This is a genomic window from Velazquezella soli (genome assembly GCF_977018685.1).
In genome coordinates, this window is record NZ_CDRNXF010000001.1 from 162458 (window position 1) to 181664 (window position 19207).

Annotated in this window: 20 protein-coding genes and 5 pseudogenes; 10 read left to right on the forward strand and 15 right to left on the reverse strand. The window is 58.7% G+C overall.

All coding sequences use genetic code 11. From position 1 onward, the window contains the following. Positions 1-570: 570 nt before the first annotated feature. Positions 571-1374 carry a glycosyl hydrolase 53 family protein gene (locus AC0JZ8_RS00775; protein ID WP_471891358.1) on the reverse strand — a complete coding sequence of 268 codons (804 nt, stop codon included), beginning with the start codon at positions 1372-1374 and terminating at the stop codon, positions 571-573. On the opposite strand from AC0JZ8_RS00775, the gene AC0JZ8_RS00780 reads away from it, so the two are divergent. Next, on the forward strand, positions 1363-1494 hold the full coding sequence (locus AC0JZ8_RS00780) for a hypothetical protein (RefSeq protein ID WP_471891359.1): 132 nt from the start codon (positions 1363-1365) through the stop codon (positions 1492-1494). The two genes, AC0JZ8_RS00775 and AC0JZ8_RS00780, sit on opposite strands and share 12 nt — an antisense overlap. 11 nt (positions 1495-1505) lie before the next feature. Here the strand turns inward: AC0JZ8_RS00780 and AC0JZ8_RS00785 are convergent, their stop codons facing one another. Continuing rightward, the gene (locus tag AC0JZ8_RS00785) at positions 1506-1880 is read right to left on the reverse strand and encodes a VOC family protein (RefSeq protein WP_430252192.1); all 375 of its coding nucleotides are present in this window, start codon (positions 1878-1880) and stop codon (positions 1506-1508) included. 433 nt (positions 1881-2313) lie between these two features. Between AC0JZ8_RS00785 and AC0JZ8_RS00790 the strand changes: the two are divergent. Continuing rightward, a pseudogene (locus AC0JZ8_RS00790) lies at positions 2314-2543 on the forward strand (hypothetical protein); the annotation flags it as partial. Positions 2544-3084: 541 nt separating this feature from the next. Further along, positions 3085-3306: a hypothetical protein gene (locus tag AC0JZ8_RS00795; RefSeq protein ID WP_471891360.1), complete on the forward strand. Its 222-nt coding sequence runs from the start codon at positions 3085-3087 to the stop codon at positions 3304-3306. Positions 3307-3431: 125 nt separating this feature from the next. Here AC0JZ8_RS00795 and AC0JZ8_RS00800 read toward each other — a convergent pair. Next, positions 3432-3937 (reverse strand): annotated as a pseudogene (locus tag AC0JZ8_RS00800) (type IV secretory system conjugative DNA transfer family protein); the annotation flags it as partial. On the opposite strand from AC0JZ8_RS00800, the gene AC0JZ8_RS00805 reads away from it, so the two are divergent. After that, entirely contained in the window at positions 3936-4343 is a 408-nt protein-coding gene (locus tag AC0JZ8_RS00805) for a lysozyme family protein (protein WP_471891361.1), read from the forward strand. The pseudogene AC0JZ8_RS00800 and the gene AC0JZ8_RS00805 sit on opposite strands and share 2 nt — an antisense overlap. A 13-nt stretch (positions 4344-4356) precedes the next feature. On the opposite strand, the gene AC0JZ8_RS00810 is transcribed toward AC0JZ8_RS00805, so the two are convergent. The 3 genes and pseudogenes from AC0JZ8_RS00810 to AC0JZ8_RS00820 form a co-directional block, all read right to left on the reverse strand. Continuing rightward, positions 4357-4734, reverse strand: a complete 378-nt coding sequence (locus AC0JZ8_RS00810; RefSeq protein WP_430252187.1) for a DUF5615 family PIN-like protein — start codon at positions 4732-4734, stop codon at positions 4357-4359. A gap of 4 nt (positions 4735-4738) precedes the next feature. Then, the gene (locus AC0JZ8_RS00815; protein ID WP_192088145.1) at positions 4739-5362 is read right to left on the reverse strand and encodes a DUF433 domain-containing protein; all 624 of its coding nucleotides are present in this window, start codon (positions 5360-5362) and stop codon (positions 4739-4741) included. A 216-nt stretch (positions 5363-5578) separates the two neighbouring features. Beyond that, positions 5579-5747 (reverse strand): annotated as a pseudogene (locus AC0JZ8_RS00820) (IncP-type conjugal transfer protein TrbI); the annotation flags it as partial. A gap of 506 nt (positions 5748-6253) precedes the next feature. Between AC0JZ8_RS00820 and AC0JZ8_RS00825 the strand changes: the two are divergent. Further along, positions 6254-6562 carry a DUF736 domain-containing protein gene (locus AC0JZ8_RS00825; protein WP_471891362.1) on the forward strand — a complete coding sequence of 103 codons (309 nt, stop codon included), beginning with the start codon at positions 6254-6256 and terminating at the stop codon, positions 6560-6562. 45 nt (positions 6563-6607) lie between these two features. Here AC0JZ8_RS00825 and AC0JZ8_RS00830 read toward each other — a convergent pair whose 3' ends face one another. From AC0JZ8_RS00830 to traC, 6 genes and pseudogenes are all read right to left on the reverse strand, one after another. After that, a complete protein-coding gene (locus AC0JZ8_RS00830; protein ID WP_430252184.1) occupies positions 6608-6886 on the reverse strand; it encodes an HU family DNA-binding protein in 279 nt (92 codons plus the stop codon). A gap of 83 nt (positions 6887-6969) precedes the next feature. Then, positions 6970-7236: a WGR domain-containing protein gene (locus AC0JZ8_RS00835; protein ID WP_471891363.1), complete on the reverse strand. Its 267-nt coding sequence runs from the start codon at positions 7234-7236 to the stop codon at positions 6970-6972. Between the two features lie 96 nt (positions 7237-7332). Then, on the reverse strand, positions 7333-7773 hold the full coding sequence (locus AC0JZ8_RS00840) for a thermonuclease family protein (RefSeq protein ID WP_471891364.1): 441 nt from the start codon (positions 7771-7773) through the stop codon (positions 7333-7335). Further along, a pseudogene (gene traG / locus AC0JZ8_RS00845) lies at positions 7770-9739 on the reverse strand (Ti-type conjugative transfer system protein TraG). Before traG ends, AC0JZ8_RS00840 begins: the two are co-directional and overlap by 4 nt. Then, positions 9726-9941: a type IV conjugative transfer system coupling protein TraD gene (traD, locus tag AC0JZ8_RS00850; RefSeq protein ID WP_471891365.1), complete on the reverse strand. Its 216-nt coding sequence runs from the start codon at positions 9939-9941 to the stop codon at positions 9726-9728. The pseudogene traG and the gene traD overlap by 14 nt, the downstream one beginning before the upstream one ends. 4 nt (positions 9942-9945) lie before the next feature. After that, on the reverse strand, positions 9946-10242 hold the full coding sequence (gene traC / locus AC0JZ8_RS00855; RefSeq protein WP_471891366.1) for a conjugal transfer protein TraC: 297 nt from the start codon (positions 10240-10242) through the stop codon (positions 9946-9948). Positions 10243-10511: 269 nt separating this feature from the next. Between traC and traA the strand changes: the two are divergent. The 5 genes and pseudogenes from traA to AC0JZ8_RS00880 all read left to right on the forward strand — a co-directional run bounded on the left by traA (position 10512) and on the right by AC0JZ8_RS00880 (position 16776). Then, a pseudogene (gene traA / locus AC0JZ8_RS00860) lies at positions 10512-13815 on the forward strand (Ti-type conjugative transfer relaxase TraA). Beyond that, positions 13812-14339 carry a conjugative transfer signal peptidase TraF gene (traF, locus tag AC0JZ8_RS00865; protein ID WP_471891367.1) on the forward strand — a complete coding sequence of 176 codons (528 nt, stop codon included), beginning with the start codon at positions 13812-13814 and terminating at the stop codon, positions 14337-14339. The pseudogene traA and the gene traF overlap by 4 nt, the downstream one beginning before the upstream one ends. A gap of 16 nt (positions 14340-14355) precedes the next feature. Continuing rightward, positions 14356-15525 (forward strand): conjugal transfer protein TraB, encoded by a 1170-nt coding sequence (locus AC0JZ8_RS00870; RefSeq protein ID WP_471891493.1) that lies wholly within the window; start codon positions 14356-14358, stop codon positions 15523-15525. A 13-nt stretch (positions 15526-15538) separates the two neighbouring features. Beyond that, positions 15539-16162, forward strand: a complete 624-nt coding sequence (locus tag AC0JZ8_RS00875; RefSeq protein WP_471891368.1) for a TraH family protein — start codon at positions 15539-15541, stop codon at positions 16160-16162. A 311-nt stretch (positions 16163-16473) separates the two neighbouring features. Further along, positions 16474-16776, forward strand: coding sequence for a transcriptional repressor TraM (locus AC0JZ8_RS00880; RefSeq protein WP_471891369.1), 303 nt, complete (start codon positions 16474-16476; stop codon positions 16774-16776). A gap of 59 nt (positions 16777-16835) precedes the next feature. On the opposite strand, the gene traR is transcribed toward AC0JZ8_RS00880, so the two are convergent. From traR to AC0JZ8_RS00895, 3 genes are all read right to left on the reverse strand, one after another. Continuing rightward, entirely contained in the window at positions 16836-17540 is a 705-nt protein-coding gene (gene traR, locus AC0JZ8_RS00885; protein WP_471891370.1) for an autoinducer-binding transcriptional regulator TraR, read from the reverse strand. A gap of 476 nt (positions 17541-18016) precedes the next feature. Next, positions 18017-18745 (reverse strand): alpha/beta fold hydrolase, encoded by a 729-nt coding sequence (locus AC0JZ8_RS00890; protein WP_471891371.1) that lies wholly within the window; start codon positions 18743-18745, stop codon positions 18017-18019. After that, positions 18654-18881: a hypothetical protein gene (locus tag AC0JZ8_RS00895; RefSeq protein WP_471891494.1), complete on the reverse strand. Its 228-nt coding sequence runs from the start codon at positions 18879-18881 to the stop codon at positions 18654-18656. Before AC0JZ8_RS00895 ends, AC0JZ8_RS00890 begins: the two co-directional genes overlap by 92 nt. Between the last annotated feature and the right edge of the window lie 326 nt (positions 18882-19207).

Consider the following 19207-nt stretch of genomic DNA (forward strand, 5'->3'; position numbering starts at 1 on the left):
TTTTGCTAGCACGCTTGCGTCCGCAATCGGTAGTTCGATTACGCCGTGAAGCGAACGAGCGAGATTTCGAGCTGCCTTCCGAATCTCCGGAGAAGCCAAAGTTCCGGCCTCCCCGATCTCCAAAGCGATTGCATACATCTGCCTATGGCTTTTTGCTTCGATAGCCGCTGCAAGCCATAATCTCGGGTAATCGTTGGTCATAAGTGACTGTACGCCCCAATCCGAGATTGGTTGCAAGATATGCGATACGTAGTCAACCTAACGTTAACCAATACATCGAACGCTCATCCACAAGACGCGACTGCTACCATGGTAGTCACGGCAATCAAGCCACCGCGTAAACCGACGGGAGGCGGCGGGGCCAGGGACGAACCATGCTTGGCGTGCGGCACTCCACCGTGCGAGGGGAATCGTTTCCGGAACTGCTCCACGGTCATTCTATCGAACGGAACGCTGACATCAGCACCGAGCCTGGTGTCGGCTTCAGTCGTCGGTTCGACGTCGTCTCGTGTAGCTTAAGCGCTCATAGCCATGTTAACGCCCATCGGCCTGGTCAGGTTTCAGTCGGGACTATGCCGCCGCCCGAAAGCGCAGGGCGGAAAGTTCAGCCGAGAGATTCGGGTCGACAGACAGGTCAGAACGTATCAGGCCGTGGCTCCAGCGGTCACCAGAGAATGGTCGATGCCAAGGAGGGCAGTCGACGATGGGATACCAGCACACCCCGGCTATGACAGCACCATGGAACACCGCGATATTAACCTGCTCCAGCACGTGCCGAAGCCAGCCGCCCTTGTTGAGGCCGGGATATCGGCGGTGGTGGACGGGATGTCCGTCGTGCCAGCTTGTCTCCGACACCATGATCGGCTTGCGGTAACGTTTCCATGTCGCAAGCAAGACCTTTACGAGCGACGTTCGGGCCGTATGCGGGTAATAGTTAACCCCGACGACGTCCACATCCACCGCGGAAACGATTGCGTCTGTCGCCTCGAACTGGCGCTCCCCCACTCCCGTGATAGGGTCGTTCGTTAGAATTCCGACATCGGGATGATGATCCCGAGCGACCTTTGCCATCAGCACTGCCATCTCGACAGCTTCGTGACGCGGCATCCCGGCGATTATTGGATAGAGCGACGGCTCGTTGACAGGACAGAGCCAAAGCTTTTCATTTCCATTCACCGCAAGTGCCGCTTCGGACGCGATGCGAGCACAACGCACCGGATCCTGATTGCGGTGATAGTGGGAGAGATCCCAAATCGCTTGAACGCCCGCGTCTCGTGCTGCAACGAGGCGAGAGAGCGCGTGGTGTCCGGGGACGAGGCCGTCGCGGATCGTGAGAAGTCCGTGCTCGCGAGCAATACGGAAATGGTCGGCCAACCGCGCATCAACCGTGTGCCCGGTGGTGACAAGAAGGTCGTGCCGGCCGCGATGAACAAGGCCGCATTCGAAGCCCGCTATTATGCGGCTGCGGAAAAGACGAGCGGGGCGGAGGGGTAGCGGCAGTTGGTTCATTTCGTCGGCTGAGACCGCACAGTCAGCTTGTTTCCGTCCGGGTCACGAAGGTAAGCAACGAACGATCCGTTAGGTCGCTCGGAAGGAGGACTCTCGATCGCGGTACCCCCATGTTCGGTTCCAGCCACATGCCAGGCCAGTACCTGATCGTGGCTTACAGCCGAGATACCGATAGTCCCGCCGTTTGCAGCGGTGGCTGGCCCGCCATCGATTGGCTTCGTGATCATAAGCCGATCGCCCTCGTGGAGGTAGATCAGTCTCCCTCTTTCATCCACCTCGCCAGGCTTTCCACCTAACGCAGCAAACGTGGCATCATAAAAGCGTCTGGCCTGCTCGAGGTCGTTGCTACCAATCATGACGTGGGTGAACATGCTTCATCTCCAGTTTGATCCCAGGAGTTACCATCCGGTAGCTCAACGACCAGCGTTGAGTTGATAAAAACAACAAGGCAGCCGTTCGCCATATAACCCTATCCGGAGAAGTCCAGCTAGGGATTAAGGGCGGTGTCTTACGTTCGATGGACTTCGTAGGATCGCTGCAATGGAGTGTGATCCAATGGTCGGAGAGGATGGTGATCGCGTTTTCTATGTCAGGGCTAGAGGTGAAAGATTCCCCCCCGTCATCTAGTCTGCGCGGGACGTGGTACAACCGTCTCCGTCCGCAACTGTGGTCACGATGCCGGAGCAGAGAACTGGGCGACCCATCGCACCGCCTATCGAGCTACTGAATCAACTCCGTCGATCAGTCAGCGTTTCTGATCGCCACGCTCACGCCCAACCGCGCGAGGGAGAACACGACCTCTAAGCCTTCCTGACGACCGACCCCAACGAGATCGTAAAGCCCATCCATCCGAAGGCCATGCCCGTTCTTCTGACGACGAAGGAAGAATGCGAGATTTGGATGAGCGCGCCGTGGAGCGAGGCAAAACCGCTTAACGCCCCCTGCCGGCTGGCCGAATGATGGTGTTGCCGCGCTACACGGCGGTTGGAGGCCTAGGGGAACTCCCGGCATTGACGAAAGCCCTGTTCGGCTGACCTATCGTCGAAAGCTGGCGCCGAAGGAAGGCAGACCCAGCGCTACGAAGTCGGAAACAGCCAGTACATCGTCATCTATGCAGACGAGGTTGCCTCGGCACTCCCAGAGACCAACCGGACGCTCGAAATCGATGCGCTCGACCCGTGCGGCGCAGGTGGCAGACTGATACTCAGGCTGCTCGCTGGCCAGATCCGGTCTTGGCTTACTATGAGGTGCAACAACCGCGTTCCTTAGTCGCTCCAGAGTCAGCATCCATCGGCTAGCAATGCCTGGGTTCTTAGCTGGTTTTCGTTCGACGACGAAGGCTTGGTCTGCTGGCGCATTGTCTCTCCAGGTTGCGATTCGAGCTTCAACGATATCGCATGGGGCAGTGTGGCCCGGTTCGCCGGGCCGGTACCTCCAGCTCAACACCATGGTTCTCGCCGGCCGCTCCATGTCCTGGCGAGACCTTGGATGGGACCCTGGTCAACATCAGCGCCTCGCGCTTGTCATTGCGCAATGTCTATGGAAAGAACCTCCGAAGCAAATTCAGGAGGACAGATGGAAGACGCAATCCAGATCGACAACCGCGGCGACTTTGGCCTCTGGGCCATCGAAGTCGCTAAGCAGATTGTTGCGGCTCAGGGCTTTGATCTTGCACGTGCTGCCCGCGATGGTTCTGAGGACGACGTCCGCGCGAGTGGCAACGCTCTTGGCCAAGCCATAACCGACGCGATGATGGAGGTTTTCGACGGACTGACAGTGGGTGTCTCCGGCGAGTAAGCAACCGTCTGAAGCGGAATGCCTCTGTCGGGGGCAGTCGGTCCCGGCTTCCGCTTGCACGGCGCTATGCTAAGCCTCCTGAGGCTGCCCCATATCCGACCGATGCATGACGAGAATTCCCGAAATCACGCCCTGTCGGTCGTCGCGATGCTGATTTCTCCGATGCTCTTCATTTTTTTTGTCGGCAGGCGCTTCGCGCTGCCAAAACCTGCTCCGTCCGACGCGGCTGTCATATCTTCCCGCCGAAACCAGATGGCGCGCTCGCATCTGAGTGGCGGGTTGCCGGCCGTAAAAACGATTTGCTCATCCTCCCGCATGCGCAACACTTCATGCGGCTGGATCAGTGGCCGGGCGACCAACTGCTTTGAGCGCGTTCGAGACGAGCCGCGTGACTGGAAACTGCGGCTGACCTGATCGATCTCTACGGTCGTCACCACGCATCGACGAGAGATGTAATCGGCGGTTGCCGGATCGTTGATACGGCAAAACTGATCCAGCTTGCGCACTCGAACCATTTGCTCGACGCGTTGCGCCCATAGGTTTCACGCAGTTGGCCGATCGATTAATAGATCATTATCAGCGAGATGCCATACTTCCGGCCGGCATCTCGCGCAGTCTCCAGAATACGCATGGCCAAGATCCCCTCGGTTATCGAGGCGAAGGATGCTTCTGAACTGAAGCTTGACCCCTGCGCCAACCTGCGCATGGGCACAGCGATGTTCGCCAAAATCCTTCGTGTCGTTGCGAATTGGTATGATAATCCGAGGAGCGAAGAGGTTTTCCCGCAGTTGTTCGATGACGCGATCCACGTTCGGCGGCCGGGCAAGTTCAAGGATGAGGCCTTTTTCAGGCTGAGGATACGGGTAGCGCGGTCGCACAGCGTTCGCCGTGGAGGCCGAGGATGCTGGCGAGGACGGATCTTTGGAAATGCCAGAGCAAACTCCGACCAAACCCGACGACGCTGTATCAGGATCGATCCGACTAGGATCGGAGCCCAAAAAGTGACCGGATCGAGCCGCTGTTCTCGGAACGAGTGAATTAAGGATGTTCTCAGTTTGCCGGGAGCGAATAGCGTGTGAGAACTGCCTCATCGCCCTCAATGCTGATCTCGATCACCTCGTTCAGGACTTCCTCGCCGCCTGCAACTGCCTCCAGTACGAGCGTAAACAGGTCGCGCTGCAATGCCGGAACAACCTGAGGCACGATGATGATCAATCCCGCATGGATCTCTTCATTGCCGTAAAGTTTCCTGAAATCGCGCGCGTTGTTGGTCACAAAGGTGTAGTCCTCCGCCACGATGCGCGGCATCAGATCCCAGTCTTTCTCGCCGCTCAAGCCGAGCCAATTTACGTGGAAGCCATCGTGGCCGTTGTCCTGAGCGACGGCCACGAGAGACGTGTGCAGGCACTCATCAATCAGGAACTTCACGAGATCAGCTGCCGGACGATTTGCTAGCGGCCTTCGGAAGTGAGAGACGCTTTACAGATTTCACGGTCGCGCCAAGGTCGGAAAGTTTGCGGGGCCGGCCCCGTGCCGGGTGAGCAGCGGTCCAGATCTCTGCGAGTTCTACCATACGCGTAGTGAGCGAAGGATACCCGTCGACAATTTCCTCGGTGGTCGCGCCGTGGGCCTTCATGGCGGCAATCGTCCTGACCGGAACACGGGTTTTGCTGAAGACCGGTTCGCCGCCAAGGACACCCCTTACAGATCCGATAACGCGTTCCGCTTCCCGTAGTGCCTCCGCACGCGCAGCAAGCTGTTCCCGGGCCCGGGCAACATCCACGATCAGATAATCGTCTGCTCGAACAGTATCGGCATCTGGATTCTGGTCTATGGTGTCGAACAGCCGTTGGCGAAGCTCAGCCGACAGGATTGAGCCGACGCCGTACCAGAGCTTGAGCCGCAGCAAATCATCGTCGGAAAGCGCGCGCCCTTCATTTCCAGCGAGACGTCGGGCGATAATCCGTTTGTCGATTGCGTTATGCACCGACTTCACGGCAATTTCGCTGACGGCGGCTGCTTCTGCAGGCGTGTAGACGCGTGAAATCTGAGCCATAATCATTCTCCTTGTGGAGAATATATAATAGCATCTGGATAGGAAGTGAAGAGGCGTTTCGATCTGGTAGATTGAGTGGACTCATCACATCTGAGTGGCGAGGCCGAGCCATTTGCTTTAAATCTCTCTGTCCGCCGTGACCAGTTCGACATGGCTCACACCCAGTGCCTGGGCAATCTCATGTAACGTAATCACGGAGGAGTTTTGTTTCCCTCTTCCTCTGGCGCGGTCATAAACGTTCTGACTGACCTGTGCGGAGATCCTGCCCGGAAGTCACAGTTCAAGCCAAAGATCATGGTCGCAGGAAAGACGGATCCCCGCTTCAATTCGTAGAGCGAAACTGTGGGACGACTTGGTTTGGGAGATAGCCGAGATCATTCATGTCAGAGCGGTCTTCTGGAGAGGTGCGTGCGGTCGGGTGCATCGTGCGACGGAGCAGCGCGCCTCAATGATTTCGTCCAGGCATGGCCTCAAAACCATCTACGCGAGAGGATGCAAAGTTCCGTTCCGGTAATCTCCCACATGTGGCGTTGTCTCATCCATTCGATTGAGTCTTGCAGGCGCTATGCAACGCAGCCCACTTGTCACAACCGAAGATGCCATGCCGTGCCCCTTCATCTGCCAGCTGGCATGTCCACTGCGGTCTCGATGGGGCATGTCTGACCAAAGACCGCCTCGCGATGCTCGGCTCGATCGGCATCCGCAACGGCCGGCTCGTTTTCTTCCCCTGTGCGCTGAAGCACCCATTCCTCGCGAGGCAAGAAAGCCTCTCCTTTGGCCGTCCTCCACTCCGTTTCGGCCTTTCAGGTGCAGGCTGATCGTCTCCGGTCCTATCGACTGCCATCGAGGCCGCGATGGACGCGGCCCGAACAACCGAAAAGGAATAGGACAATGGCAACCATCGGCTCTTTCACCGCTTCGGGCAACGGCTTCTCCGGGACCATCAAGACCCTCAACCTCAACGTCAAGGCAACCATCCGCACTGTTGAGCGCACTTCCGAAAAGGGCCCTGACTACCGCATCCTCGCAGGAGCCACGGAATTCGGCGCCGCCTGGAAGAAGACCTCGAACGAAGGCCGCGATTACCTCTCGGTAAAGCTCGACGATCCAAGCTTTCCGGCCCCGATCTACGCAACGCTGATCGAGGTCGAAGGCGAGGAAGGACTCTCCCTCATCTGGTCCGGGTCGAACCGGGACTGAGACTGGATGCCCCGCCCGACAAGGCGGGGCTCTCCAAGTCAGGGATCACTTGTTCAGTGCATCCTTGAGCGCCTTGGCAGGCGCGAAGGTCAGCTTCTTCGAAGCCGCAACCGTCATCTTCTCACCGGTCGCAGGATTGCGACCCTCGCGCTCAGGCGAAGCTTTCACCTTAAATTTGCCGAAGCCGGGGATCGAGGTTTCAGCGTCGGAGCCTGCGGCATCGGAGATTGCCTGGAAGACGGCTTCAACGATACCCTTGGCCTGAACCTTCGTCAGGCCGTTGTCGGCGGCAATCTTGTCGGCGATTTCATTGGTGGTGGTCATGCAATTCCTCGCATCTTGTAGTCAAAGATAAAATCCGTGTCAGCTTCTGACTGGATTGTCATCGGTGACGATGGAGACGAAGGTCAGATCCGCTTGATGTCCACAGGTGGTTTCGGGCGATAGCCGCGTTTGCGCTTTTCGCGCAGCACGTCAAAGAACAGATTGATGGCCTGGCTCTCGTTGTCGAACAGATGCACCATCTGCTGTCCGCGCGTTCCAATCCGCCCCCAGGCGCGTACAAGCGACACCTCGCCGAACAATGTCGGCTGAACGGCGAGCGCGTAAAACCGCGCCATGTTTTTTTCCGGCGCGATACGCTCGACATAGAGGTGGTAGGGCTGCGTGATCATAACAGAAGAATCGCGCGTTCGGAATCTGCCGTCCAATGACACTTTTGAATCGGTCGGGCATCATCGATTCACAACAGTGATCCGCCGGCGCCCGGATCATTCGCACCAACTCTGTCGTGATCCTTCCCACTTCCGAGCCAAGCCTTCGGCGACGAGAATATCGCCGACCGATCGCCGATCGCGGTAAACGATCCTGAGCTTGCGACCGAAGCGATCTTCATCCCTGGCGGTCGTCTTGAACGAGAGCGGACCCGAATTGAGGATGTCGAGCAGACGCTGTTTCGCCGCAAGGCCGAGCTCTCGTTCGCTCTCGCATCTCGGCGGACTTAGCTCCGGCGTGTCGATGTCCGCGATCCTGATCTTTTCACCTCGAAACCAAAACGTATCACCATCCACCACGCAGGTGATCCTATGGCCGCCGTTGCACATCGAGAAGGTTTCACTTGCGCGGCTTGGCGACGCTGAGGCAACAGATGCAAGGATGCCATCGGCGAAGAGGGATAGGCTTGCAATAGTCGCGATATGTCTCAATATCATGTCTCCTCAGTGTCTATGATCGGAGCGGCCTTATAGCTCTTCACCCCGTCCGTGATTTGCTTGTGAAAGCGGTTTTCACCGACGGACGCGCTCATATCCTTGCGTCTGAACCAGATGGCGCGTCCGCATCGGAGCGGCGGATTGCCCGATGTGAACACGATCTGCTCGTCGCTGCGCATACGCAGCACCTCATGTGGCAGGATCAGCGGCCGGCGGCTGAGCTGCCGGGAGCGGGAGCGCGACGATCCCTTTATACCTGAAGAGCGGTTTGTCTGGTCGACCTCGACCGTCGTATCGCCGCAGCGTTTCGAGATATAGTCGGCAGTATCGGGATCGTTGATCGCGGCAAACGAAATCCACGACGCGGATTCGAACCATTTGCTCGTGGCGTCCCGCCCGCCATAGGCCTCGCGCATCTGGCCGATGGACTGGAAGATCATTGTCAGCGTGATGCCGTATTTGCGCCCGGCGTCGCGGGCTGTTTCGAGGATGCGCAGATAGCCGAGCCTTGCGACTTCGTCGAGCAGGAAGAGCGCGCGACGGTTCACATCGCCGTTCCGATTGTAGATGGCATTGAGCAGCGATCCGATAACCACACGCGCCAGTCCTGGATGGGCTTCGAGGACCTTCAGATCGAGCGCAATGAAGATGTCGGTTCCGCCATCGGCAAGATCGTCGGTCGAGAAACTGTCGCCTGAGAGGAGCGCGGCATAGTTCGGATAGGACAGCCAGTGCGTCTCCTTCACCGCATTGGCGTAGACCCCGGAGAATGTCTCGGGTGTCATGTTGACGAATACCGAGACATTCTCCTTCACGAAGTCCGACTCCGACTGCTCGTAGATCTTAGTTAGGCGCGCCCGCAGCTGTGGTTCAGGCTCCGAAAGGTTCTTACGTACACGGCGCAGCGTCTGGTCTTCCTCGTCCGTGTGACCGGACAGACAGACGTCTGCGATGAGGGCCGTCAGGAGTTGCATCGCAGATGCCCGAAAGAAGTCGTCGCGGGCAGACGCCGATCGCGGATTGTCGGTCATGATCCAGGTCGCGACGGCGACGATGTCCTCTTCCTTCGTACTGCCGTGTCGCCCGATCCAGTCCAGCGCGTTGAAGCCGACGCCTGATGCCGAGGGATCGAGAATGATCACCTTCCGGCCAGCCTTGCGGCGATGCTCCGCTACCATTGGCGCGACCTCGCTCGATGGATCGAGGACGACGAGACCACCACCCCACTTGAGCGCGGTCGGGACCGTGACCGAAGTCGTCTTGAAGCCACCGGATCCGGCGAAGACGATGCCATGCGAGGAGCCGAAGGAGCCGTCGAAGCATAGGAGCGGGCTTTTGCCCCCCGCGCCCCAGGTCGACGGATCGTCGGCGCGGAACGACAAAGCGGCAACGTTGTCGCGATCGACGCGATACCGTTCGCCGACGACGATGCCACCGGGATCGGGGAAGAGCTTTGCAGCCTCCTGCACCTTCATCCAGTCGGCCTCGCCATGCACCGCTCGCTTTCCCCCGATCCGCCGCGGTGCGCTTTGGCAAAAGCTGCGTTACCCTTCATCGCGACGCGTAGCCCGAAGACGCCGGCGAGGAACGTTGTCGATGCGCCAAGCATCGTTGCGGGGTCCGCATATCCGAGCACGGATTGACCTTTCGGGATGTCGCCAGCGATCCCGGCCAGGCGAACCCCTTCGCGCAGGAGAGCGATGAGGATTGCCACTCCAGTTCCGCTGACGACGCCCCATCCTGCAGCCTTGATACCCACTGGGCCATTTGCCGCGAACAGAAAGATCGTGCCAATTGCAGCCGCGGTGGCATAGGGCAGCGCGAGGCCGATACGCCCGAGTATCAGCTTGGCCTGCGCGGTCTTTCCGAACGCGGCCAGCCAGTGTTCGATCCCCGGCATGAACACCACGACGACGATCATCGTCGTGGCCGGGATGACGGCGAGGAACACTTTACTCGCCGTCATGAGCGAACGCCTCCGCGCCTATCGCCGTGAGGCGCGATTGCTCGGCATCGTTGCCCTTGAGGCGGCGACTGGCATCGAGCAGCAGGCCGAGCAGCAGTGCCCGCTTCTCAAAGCGCAATCCTGCCTTGACGATCAGGCCACCGAGTTCGATTTTTTCGCGCGTGTCTTTCTTTCGCGCGTCATTCGTCATCGTGCGGGCCATCCGTTCAAGCCTCACCAAGCCTGCCCGCAGGCGCGCCAGTTTCGATCGTCGTGACCGTCTCACCTGCGGTCCTGCCGTCGCCGCCATTTCTCTTCCCGGTCGCACTTCCTTTGCCTCCGCGAAACCGCCTGGTGATCTCCTCGAACGCGGCCTGCAGCTCGGTTTCCTCGATCTCGATCTCACCGAGGCCGGCCTTCAACGCGATCCGGCCGATGCGCTCGGCCTCGCGTGTTTCTGCCTGTCTCAGCTGATCCTGCAATCTGGCGATTTCTTCCCTGATTTTCGATGATGGTTTCTTCATTCCGGTCGCATCTCCCTGGAAATCTTGGGCGTCTGTTCCGTTGCAAGACTTCCTCAAAAGCACGTCCGAAGGAATGTGCAGATCTGCACGTCGGCAAAGCCGACACTTTGGAGGATGATCCCGCCGTTCCGAAGGAGCCGATACAAGGGCGCAATTATACGTCGCTGATGCGACGTGCTTGCCCACGGCCCTGGCGGGGCCGCCGTAGGGTTGCCGCTCGACCTGGCTGCTCTTTGGGAACGAGGTTCGAACCGGGAGTGTTTTACGCCGTGGCCATCGCCCATTTCTCAGCCTGCATCGTCAGCCGCGGCGGCGGCCGCAGCGTGGTGCTGTCTGCGGCCTACCGGCACTGCGCGAAGATGGAATATGAGCGCGAGGCCCGCACCATCGACTACACCCGTAAAGAGGGGCTGCTGCATGAGGAATTCATGCTTCCGGCCGACGCGCCGAAATGGGTCCGCGCGATGATTGTCGACCGCTCTGTTGCCGGAGCTTCGGAAGCCTTCTGGAACAAGGTCGAGGCTTTCGAAAAGCGCTCCGATGCGCAGCTTGCCCGGGACCTGACAATCGCTCTTCCGCTGGAGCTCACCCCGCAGCAGAACATCGCGTTAGTTCGCGACTTCTTGGAAAGACACATCCACGCCAAGGGCATGGTTGCCGATTGGGTCTACCATGACAATCCAGGCAATCCGCACATCCATCTGATGACGACATTGCGCCCGCTGACCGAGGAGGGGTTCGGATCGAAGAAGGTTGCGGTCAATGGCGAGGGTGACCAGCCGGTCCGCACGAAGTCCGGCAAAATCCTCTATGAGCTCTGGGCCGGATCGACGGATGACTTCAATTCCTTACGCGATGGATGGTTCGAGCGGCTGAACCATCATCTTGCGCTTGGAGGGATCGATCTCCGTATTGATGGGCGTTCCTATGAGAAGCAGGGCATCAAGCTTGAACCCACCATTCATCTCGGCGTCGGGGCGAAAGCCATCGAGCGCAAGGCGCAGGAGCGGGGCGTCCGGCCAGAACTCGAACGGATCGAACTGAACGAAGAGCGGCGAAGCGAAAACACCCGCCGCATTCTGAACAATCCAGCCATCGTGCTTGACCTGATCACGCGAGAAAAGAGTGTCTTCGATGAACGCGATATCGCCAAGGTCCTGCATCGCTATGTCGATGATCCGGCTGTCTTCCAGCAACTGATGTTACGCATCATCCTGAACCCCGAGGTTCTCCGGCTTCAGCGCGACACGATCGAGTTTGCGACCGGAGAAAAGCTGCCGGCCCGTTATTCGACCCGGGCGATGATCCGGCTGGAAGCGACGATGGTGCGACAGACGTTATGGCTGTCGAACCGGGACGGTCATGCTGTCTCTGAAGCTGCTTTGGACGCAACGTTCCGGAGGCATGAGCGGCTCTCGGAAGAGCAGAAAACCGCGATCGTGCAGATCGCCGGTCCCGCCCGGATCGCGGCCGTGGTTGGACGCGCCGGCGCCGGCAAGACCACGATGATGAAGGCTGCCCGCGAGGCGTGGGAGCTGGCTGGATATCGTGTGGTTGGCGGAGCACTTGCCGGCAAGGCGGCGGAGGGTCTGGAAAAAGAAGCCGGCATCCAAAGCCGCACGCTGGCATCGTGGGAGCTGCGCTGGAACCGTGGTCGTGACGCTCTCAATGACAAGACAGTCTTCGTCATGGACGAGGCGGGCATGGTCGCCTCAAAGCAGATGGCCGGCTTCGTCGATGCCGTCGTCAGGGCAGGTGCCAAGATCGTTCTGGTCGGCGATCCCGAACAGCTCCAGCCGATCGAGGCGGGGGCTGCCTTCCGCGCCATCGTTGACCGCATTGGTTATGCCGAACTCGAGACAATCTATCGCCAGCGTGAGGACTGGATGCGCAAGGCGTCGCTCGATCTGGCGCGAGGCAACGTGGAAAAGGCGCTGACCGCCTATGATGCCAGTGCCAGGATCACGGGAACGCGCCTAAAGGCCGAGGCGGTCGAGCGGCTCATCGGTGACTGGAACCACGATTACGATCAGACGAAGACAACGCTGATCCTCGCGCATCTGCGCCGCGACGTGCGCATGCTCAACGTCATGGCCCGCGAAAAACTCGTTGAACGCGGCATTGTCGGTGAGGGCCATGTCTTCAAAACGGCTGACGGTGTCAGGCAGTTCGACGTGGGCGACCAGATCGTCTTCCTGAAGAACGAGACCTCGCTCGGCGTCAAGAACGGCATGATCGCTCATGTCGTTGAGGCCGCACCGAACAGGATCGTTGCTGTGATCGGAGAGGGTGATCAAAGCCGGTATGTAACGGTCGAGCAACGCTTCTACAGCAATCTCGATCATGGTTACGCCACCACGATCCATAAAAGCCAGGGCGCGACCGTTGACCGCGTGAAGGTGTTGGCAAGCCTCTCGCTGGACCGGCATCTGACCTATGTGGCGATGACCCGCCATCGCGAGGATTTGCAGCTTTATTACGGACGCCGGTCCTTCGCCTTTAATGGAGGTCCTGGCCAAGGTACTCTCCCGAAGACAAGCCAAGGAGACCACGCTCGATTATGAGCGCGGAAAGCTTTACCGCGAGGCGCTGCGGTTCGCGGAAAGTCGCGGCCTTAACATCGTCCAGGTGGCCCGCACACTTGTCCGCGACCGGCTCGACTGGACGCTGCGCCAGAAGACGAGATTGGTCGATCTCGGCCAGCGCCTTGCAGATTTTGCCGAGCGTCTCGGTCTGCACCACCCCTTAAAAACCCAAACGATGAAGGAGGCCGCGCCCATGGTCGCAGGCATCAAGACATTCCCCGGTTCCGTTGCCAACACAGTAGAGAACAAGCTCGACACCGATCCAGCCCTCAGACAACAATGGGAAGAGGTTTCGACCCGTTTTGCTTACGTCTTTGCCGATCCCGAGACCGCCTTCCGAGCGCTGAACTTCGATGCGGTGCTAGTGGATAAGGAAACGGCCAAACTGGCGCTTCAGACGCTGACGACCGCCCCGGCGTCGATCGGACCGCTGAAGGGCAAGACCGGCATTCTTGCCAGCAAGACCGAGCGCGAGGACCGTCGCGTTGCAGACCTCAATGTTCCGGCCCTGAAGCGCGATCTTGAGCAGTATCTGAGGATGCGCGAGACCGCGGTGCAGCGGCTGCAGGCGGATGAACAGGTATTGCGTCAGCGCGTGTCGATCGACATCCCGGCATTGTCGCCGGCAGCACATTTGGTGCTGGAGCGCGTGCGTGATGCGATCGACCGCAACGATCTGCCAGCGGCCATGGCATATGCCCTCAGCAATCGGGAAACCAGGCTGGAAATTGACGGGTTCAACCAGGCCGTCACCGAACGCTTCGGCGAGCGTACCCTGCTCACCAATGCTGCGCGCGAACCCTCCGGCAAGCTCTTCGGCAAACTCTCAGACAGGATGCAGCCCGAGCAGAAGGAGCGTCTGAAGCAGGCATGGCCGATCATGCGCACGTCCCAGCAACTCGCCGCTCACGAGCGCACCGTCCAGACCCTTCGGCAGGCCGAGGATTTGCGTCTAGCCCAGCGCCAGGCGCCGGTGATGAAACAATGAGGCGGCGCGCTCTCCTGTTCGTGGCCGGCGCGGGCGGGGCGATCGCCGCTATGTCGGCAGTCGCTTATATGGGCGGCTTTCGGTTGAACTTGACGCCGAGCGAGCCGCTTGGGCTCTGGCGTATCGTGGCCCTGCAGCGTCCGGTCGAGGTCGGCGATCTCGTGTTCATATGCCCACCGGTGACCGCCTCATTCGAGGAGGCACGCCGCCGCGGCTATGTCAGGCGTGGCCTCTGCCTCGGTGGCTTTGCGCCGCTGATCAAGACAGTGGCGGCGCTTCCCGGGCAGCATGTGGAAATTGCCGAGAATGTCACTGTCGACGGCAGCCCTCTCGCCTCATCGATCGTCCGAACAAGCGATGGCGAGGGCAGGCCGATCACACCGTTCAAAACCGGCATCGTACCACTGAGAAATCTGTTCCTTCACTCATCATTTGCGAGCTCCTATGATAGTCGGTATTTTGGACCGGTTCCCGACACGGGCCTTCTCGGCCTGGCGCGGCCGGTCCTCACTTTCGAACCGTAATTGGCAGCTAACCTGCCTGCTCATCGCCGTATCTGTCGCTTGCGGCTGGACTGCCTGGAGCGGTCATGTGCTGGCGTTTCCGGTCGCAGTGTTGTTTCCGACGCTGTGGGCGATGTCGCCGTCGCGGCTGACGGCGTCGCTCGTGTCCGCCGGATATTTTTTAGGCGCCTCGCGTGGGCTGCCACTGGGTGTCGCCAACTTCTATGCCGCCGATCTCTGGCCTGGGCTTCTGCTCTGGACAGTTGCTTCAATCTCCTTCGCCGGCGTGCATGCGGCGCTTTGGAAGGCGCGACCGGAAGGGAAGTCTCGCGGAGTAGGTCGAACGGGAATGGCGATGGGGCCAAGCTATCTGGCGGCGGCGATGCTCTTAGGCCTGCCGCCCCTCGGGATAACCGGCTGGGCACATCCGCTGACCGCAGCTGGCGTGCTCTTTCCGGGATGGGGATGGTGGGGGCTGGTCGCGATGACAGCCGGCCTCGCGATGATGACATCGCGATATTGGCCGGCAACCGCCATCGTCCTGGGAGGATTGTGGCTCTGGTCCACTGCCACGTGGACACCACCTGATCTACCCGTGGGATGGATGGGCGTCGATCTCGAACAGGGCGAGAGCCTCGGACGAGACGGCTCGCTCGACTATCACCGTGACCTGATCGCAACGGTGCGCGCGGCGGCATCAGTGAAAACCCGGTTCATCGTTCTTCCCGAAAGTGCACTAAGCTTCTGGACGCCGACCGTCGTGCGGCTCTGGAGCCAAGGCTTGCGAGGCTCGGAGCTCACTGTGATCGCCGGCACGGCCGTCATCGATCCGGGCGGCTACGACAATGTCATGGTCGCGATTTCGGCCAGCGGGGTGCGTATTCTCTATCGAGAACGCATGCCGGTCCCGGTTTCTATGTGGCAGCCATGGCGGATCTTGACGGGAGAGGGAGGCGGCGCACGCGCTCACTTTTTTGCCAATCCGGTGGTCGAGGTCGCCGGCATCAAGATCGCTCCGCTGATCTGCTACGAGCAGCTTATCCTCTGGCCGATCCTGCATTCGATGCTTCAAGCTCCCGACATCATCGTGGCGACCGGCAATGGATGGTGGACCGCGGGAACATCGATCGTCGCCATTCAAAACGCGAGTGTGATCGCCTGGGCAAAACTGTTCGGACTGCCCGTCGTCGCAGCTTTCAACAGATAAGGAATTGTTCGCAATGGTCGATCCCGCCCTCATCAAGAAATGCAGCGATCCCGGCCTGAAGCCGGCGATAGTCGAACAGTTCATCGAGAGGGCAGGATCTCAGGATCCATTGGCGGTCACGATTCGCTCCGGAAACCGGGTGGTGCTCGTGCCCAGGCCGAAGACGGCGGAGCAAGCGTTGGCTCTTATCCGAGCCAACCTCGGTCGCAATACCGTGCGCGTTGGCATCACGCAATATCCCGCAGGGCTCGGAATCCTGGAGACGGGCCAGCTGAAGCCGGACCTGGTCGATGCTTGCGAGAACGTGCGCATGGGCACGGCCCTGTTCGCCAAGGTCTATCGGATCGTGACAAAATGGTATGGCAAGCCGTCCGAGAGGCAAGTCCTGACGCAAGTGTTCGACGATGCGATTATCGCCTGGCAGAGTGGATATTTTGAGGGAACGGCAGTGTTTCGGGCGGAAGATCCAGGTGATGTAAAGCTCGCCGAGCCGGAGCCGGACCGCCACGATGGCGCCGACACACAAGCTGGCCTTCCGGAAGAAACCAAACCCGAGGTGCCGGCCCAAGCTTCGCCGTCTGATCCCAACAAAGCAGGGATAAGAGTCGACCTGTCCGGCATTGGCGCAGAGCGTTAAGCCGGGTTTCTGCAGGTCTTCGAAACGTTTATCTTGCTGTTCCCCTAGCGAAAGCAGATCAAACCTTTTATAAGAAGCCCGACGCAGTACGCACTGCGTTGCGGCTTAGAATCCGCAGATGAACGGTTGGTGCTGACCGAAACGGCGCCAGGAACCCTCTGACTTTGTGTCCGGGGGCCTGTGACGTATGTCCAGGCTCCGGCTAAAGGTCGCAGGGCCGATTCATCTCGGATTCTAACCCCCGGTCAGGGTTCACAGGGTTTATCGTCAGCGGGGGCGGACCGCGGACATTGCGCAGGGTTAGATCATAAATGGATTCTGAACATTCATCAGTGGACACATGTGAACTGCGCCCTGTGATCGGGCTGACACACGGCCTTTCCGCGGGAGACGTCGCGACTTTGACGGTCAATGCCATCCGGCTGCACAGGCAGCTCGTTGTGAAGGCGGAGCAACTGTTCCAGGCCTTGCCTGACGACTACAGGACAGGAAAATCCACTGGCGGCGTTCAGCATCTCGAATACATCGAAGCAATGATCGAAATGCATTCACAGATGAGCGCGGTCAACACGCTCATCGGGGTTCTTGGTTACGTTCCCAAGATCGCGAGCTGACCCGCCTTATTGGGATCAAGCCTGGTGCGCTAATAGATCAAGCGGTCGGTCACCGTTAATCAGATCAGCTTTCTACGTATTGCAAGTGCGGTGAGGTGGGCCTTGTTCCGAACATCGAAGCGTCTCATCGTCTCGCGAAGCTTCACCCGGACGCTGTTATAAGTTACGCCCTCAATATCAGCAATTGCTTCCATCGTCATTCCGACAGCAATCCACCTGAGATAAGTCGCCTCTGTCGGGTCAAGCCACGCGGCATCTTCCATAGTCGGAGTGGTGTGGAGGAACGAAATACGAGTATGGATCTGTCCGACGGCAGCAGCGGCCGCGATCGCGTCGATCTCGCGGTCGAGATCGATTGCTGGCCTTTCCGACGCTAAAGTGAACATCGACATCGAGCCGTTGGCAGTCTTGATCGGAACGGTTACCCCGGAGCATATGCCGAAATCTGCAGCTTGCGTGTAGAAGGCACGCTCTTCCTTCGATTGCCTCGCGCGATCCTGTTCGCTGGACCACGTAAATATTTGTTTTCGTGACTTCGCGCGTTTGACGACGGGATCTACCTTGTCGAAGCTCTTCTCGAAATACGTCGACCGCCACTCGCGATGATAATTGGTGACTGCGATGCTGTGCTTGTGCTGGATGTGCAGATAGGCGTAGCCGGTGAAACCAAAATGTTGGGTGAGGTCGGAAAGGCCCTGCGTCAGAATGCTTTCGTCGCCTTGTATCGCCGCAAGATCGGTCAGCTTGTCCAGCCAGTGCTGCATTTATTCACTCCGTTTTGGTGGTCAGGTGGAACAGGTCACGAGAGCCCCTCGACGTCTGTTATTATATGCGCTCGAAAATCAACCCTAAATTGTATAAGATAGCTTATGGAATTCAAGAGGGAACGGAGGAAAAGGGGCAGATCGCGCGAAGGACCCTGCATCGCAAGATACCATCAGGATCCTCCGTGCGCACATTGATCAAATAGCTTCCTTGGGCAACCTTGAAAGGCATTTTCGGTCTCGAAGTCCGGAGGTTTGCGGTTCATCCGGCAGTAGACAGACCAATTAATTACTCTGTTTGAAATACTCATCCATAGCGTCGGCACCAACGAAGACACGAAAGTACGTCGTGCCCTTATCAGAGCGAGCCCAACCGATCACATTGAAACCCAGTGCGGCCACTGCAATGGAAACGACCGAACCAATGGAACCAAGCCATTGCCGGAGCACGGTACCCGATGAAGACCAACACAATGTCAGCCGTGGCCAGCAGCTTCCAGGATGAGCTCGCTAACTTCTCGTGGATGCGAGATGATCGAAAGATGGCTGGCTGGTAATTCTACCGTTTTTGCCCCCATTCTCTCGGCCAGATACCTCTGCAGCTCCGGATTGATGGTTCGGTCTTCAGCTGATACCGCATAATAGACAGGCTTCGAGCGCCATGCCGCGTCTGTTACAACACCTGCCAGTAAGGTCTTTTGAAAGGGATATTGCGTCGAATAAAGGAGCTTGCCCCTTGCCTCGGGGACATCGCCGGCGAAGTCCCGCAGAAATGCCTCTTCGGTAAGCCTTCCCTCCTCCCCGTCATAGACGATCCCCGCACTCGCAGCCGGGGTGGGATAGGTCTTTGCAAGAGTTGCGAAGTCCTCGTTGGCATCTGGAGCACGAGCCGCGACATAGACAAGGGCAGAGACGTTTTGATGCATCCCGGCTTGGGTAACAATCATTCCGCCGAATGAGTGACCGACGAGAACGGTTGGACCGTCCTGGCGGTTGAGAACGCGTTCTGCTGCTGCAACCGATTGAGGGAGCGTCGTCAGTGGGTTCTGGACGGAGGTAACGTTGAGCCCTTTCGCCTGCAAGAGGGTTATAACGTCGTTCCAGCAAGAGCCATCAGCAAAAAGGCCGTGCACAAGAACGATGTTTCGGGCTTTTGGCGCACGACGCGATGCCGGAGTTGCCGTGCCCCTTGTCGCTAAAAGCATAGTCGCTGCTCCTCCGACTAAGGTAGCCGAGAATGCACGTCGATTCATAACCATCTTCAAATTCCTTTCTGAGTTTGAGTTCGTGTCGCCATTTATATGGAAGCTGAACGCTGCATTCAGTTCCACCGCTCTGCATGGTGACGCTAATTCCGTTTATGCCGGCACCGTTGGTGCGGAGAGATGCATTGGTGACCTTCAACGCGCTGATCGAGGACGCAGAAACCTGTCAAAATATTTTGCCACTAGCGGGCTAACCACAAAGACGATGAGGCTAACAGTCACTGGCGTTAGAACAAGCGTTCGATGCCATACAGCCCAGTCGTCAGCCAGCGGGTTCAATGCGTAGAGTAAGAGCGTCACGATGGGGTAGACGAACCCAATCATCACGATTGTCAGTCTGATTTTCGATGGTCTGATTGGACTGACGACTGCGCCATCGCTTGCCTGGATACATCTTAGATC

Coding starts and splice junctions, on each gene's coding strand:
- AC0JZ8_RS00785 (WP_430252192.1), bottom strand. CDS start 1,880: ATGTTCACCCACGTCATGATTGGTAGCAACGACCTCGAGCAGGCCAGA.
- AC0JZ8_RS00895 (WP_471891494.1), bottom strand. CDS start 18,881: ATGCAGAGCGGTGGAACTGAATGCAGCGTTCAGCTTCCATATAAATGG.
- AC0JZ8_RS00875 (WP_471891368.1), top strand. CDS start 15,539: ATGGTCGATCCCGCCCTCATCAAGAAATGCAGCGATCCCGGCCTGAAG.
- AC0JZ8_RS00880 (WP_471891369.1), top strand. CDS start 16,474: ATGGATTCTGAACATTCATCAGTGGACACATGTGAACTGCGCCCTGTG.
- traF (WP_471891367.1), top strand. CDS start 13,812: ATGAGGCGGCGCGCTCTCCTGTTCGTGGCCGGCGCGGGCGGGGCGATC.
- AC0JZ8_RS00835 (WP_471891363.1), bottom strand. CDS start 7,236: ATGATCACGCAGCCCTACCACCTCTATGTCGAGCGTATCGCGCCGGAA.
- AC0JZ8_RS00830 (WP_430252184.1), bottom strand. CDS start 6,886: ATGACCACCACCAATGAAATCGCCGACAAGATTGCCGCCGACAACGGC.
- AC0JZ8_RS00780 (WP_471891359.1), top strand. CDS start 1,363: ATGGTCGGCCAACCGCGCATCAACCGTGTGCCCGGTGGTGACAAGAAG.
- traC (WP_471891366.1), bottom strand. CDS start 10,242: ATGAAGAAACCATCATCGAAAATCAGGGAAGAAATCGCCAGATTGCAG.
- AC0JZ8_RS00840 (WP_471891364.1), bottom strand. CDS start 7,773: ATGATATTGAGACATATCGCGACTATTGCAAGCCTATCCCTCTTCGCC.
- AC0JZ8_RS00795 (WP_471891360.1), top strand. CDS start 3,085: ATGGAAGACGCAATCCAGATCGACAACCGCGGCGACTTTGGCCTCTGG.
- AC0JZ8_RS00805 (WP_471891361.1), top strand. CDS start 3,936: ATGGCCAAGATCCCCTCGGTTATCGAGGCGAAGGATGCTTCTGAACTG.
- traD (WP_471891365.1), bottom strand. CDS start 9,941: ATGGCCCGCACGATGACGAATGACGCGCGAAAGAAAGACACGCGCGAA.
- AC0JZ8_RS00815 (WP_192088145.1), bottom strand. CDS start 5,362: ATGGCTCAGATTTCACGCGTCTACACGCCTGCAGAAGCAGCCGCCGTC.
- AC0JZ8_RS00825 (WP_471891362.1), top strand. CDS start 6,254: ATGGCAACCATCGGCTCTTTCACCGCTTCGGGCAACGGCTTCTCCGGG.
- AC0JZ8_RS00890 (WP_471891371.1), bottom strand. CDS start 18,745: ATGCTTTTAGCGACAAGGGGCACGGCAACTCCGGCATCGCGTCGTGCG.
- traR (WP_471891370.1), bottom strand. CDS start 17,540: ATGCAGCACTGGCTGGACAAGCTGACCGATCTTGCGGCGATACAAGGC.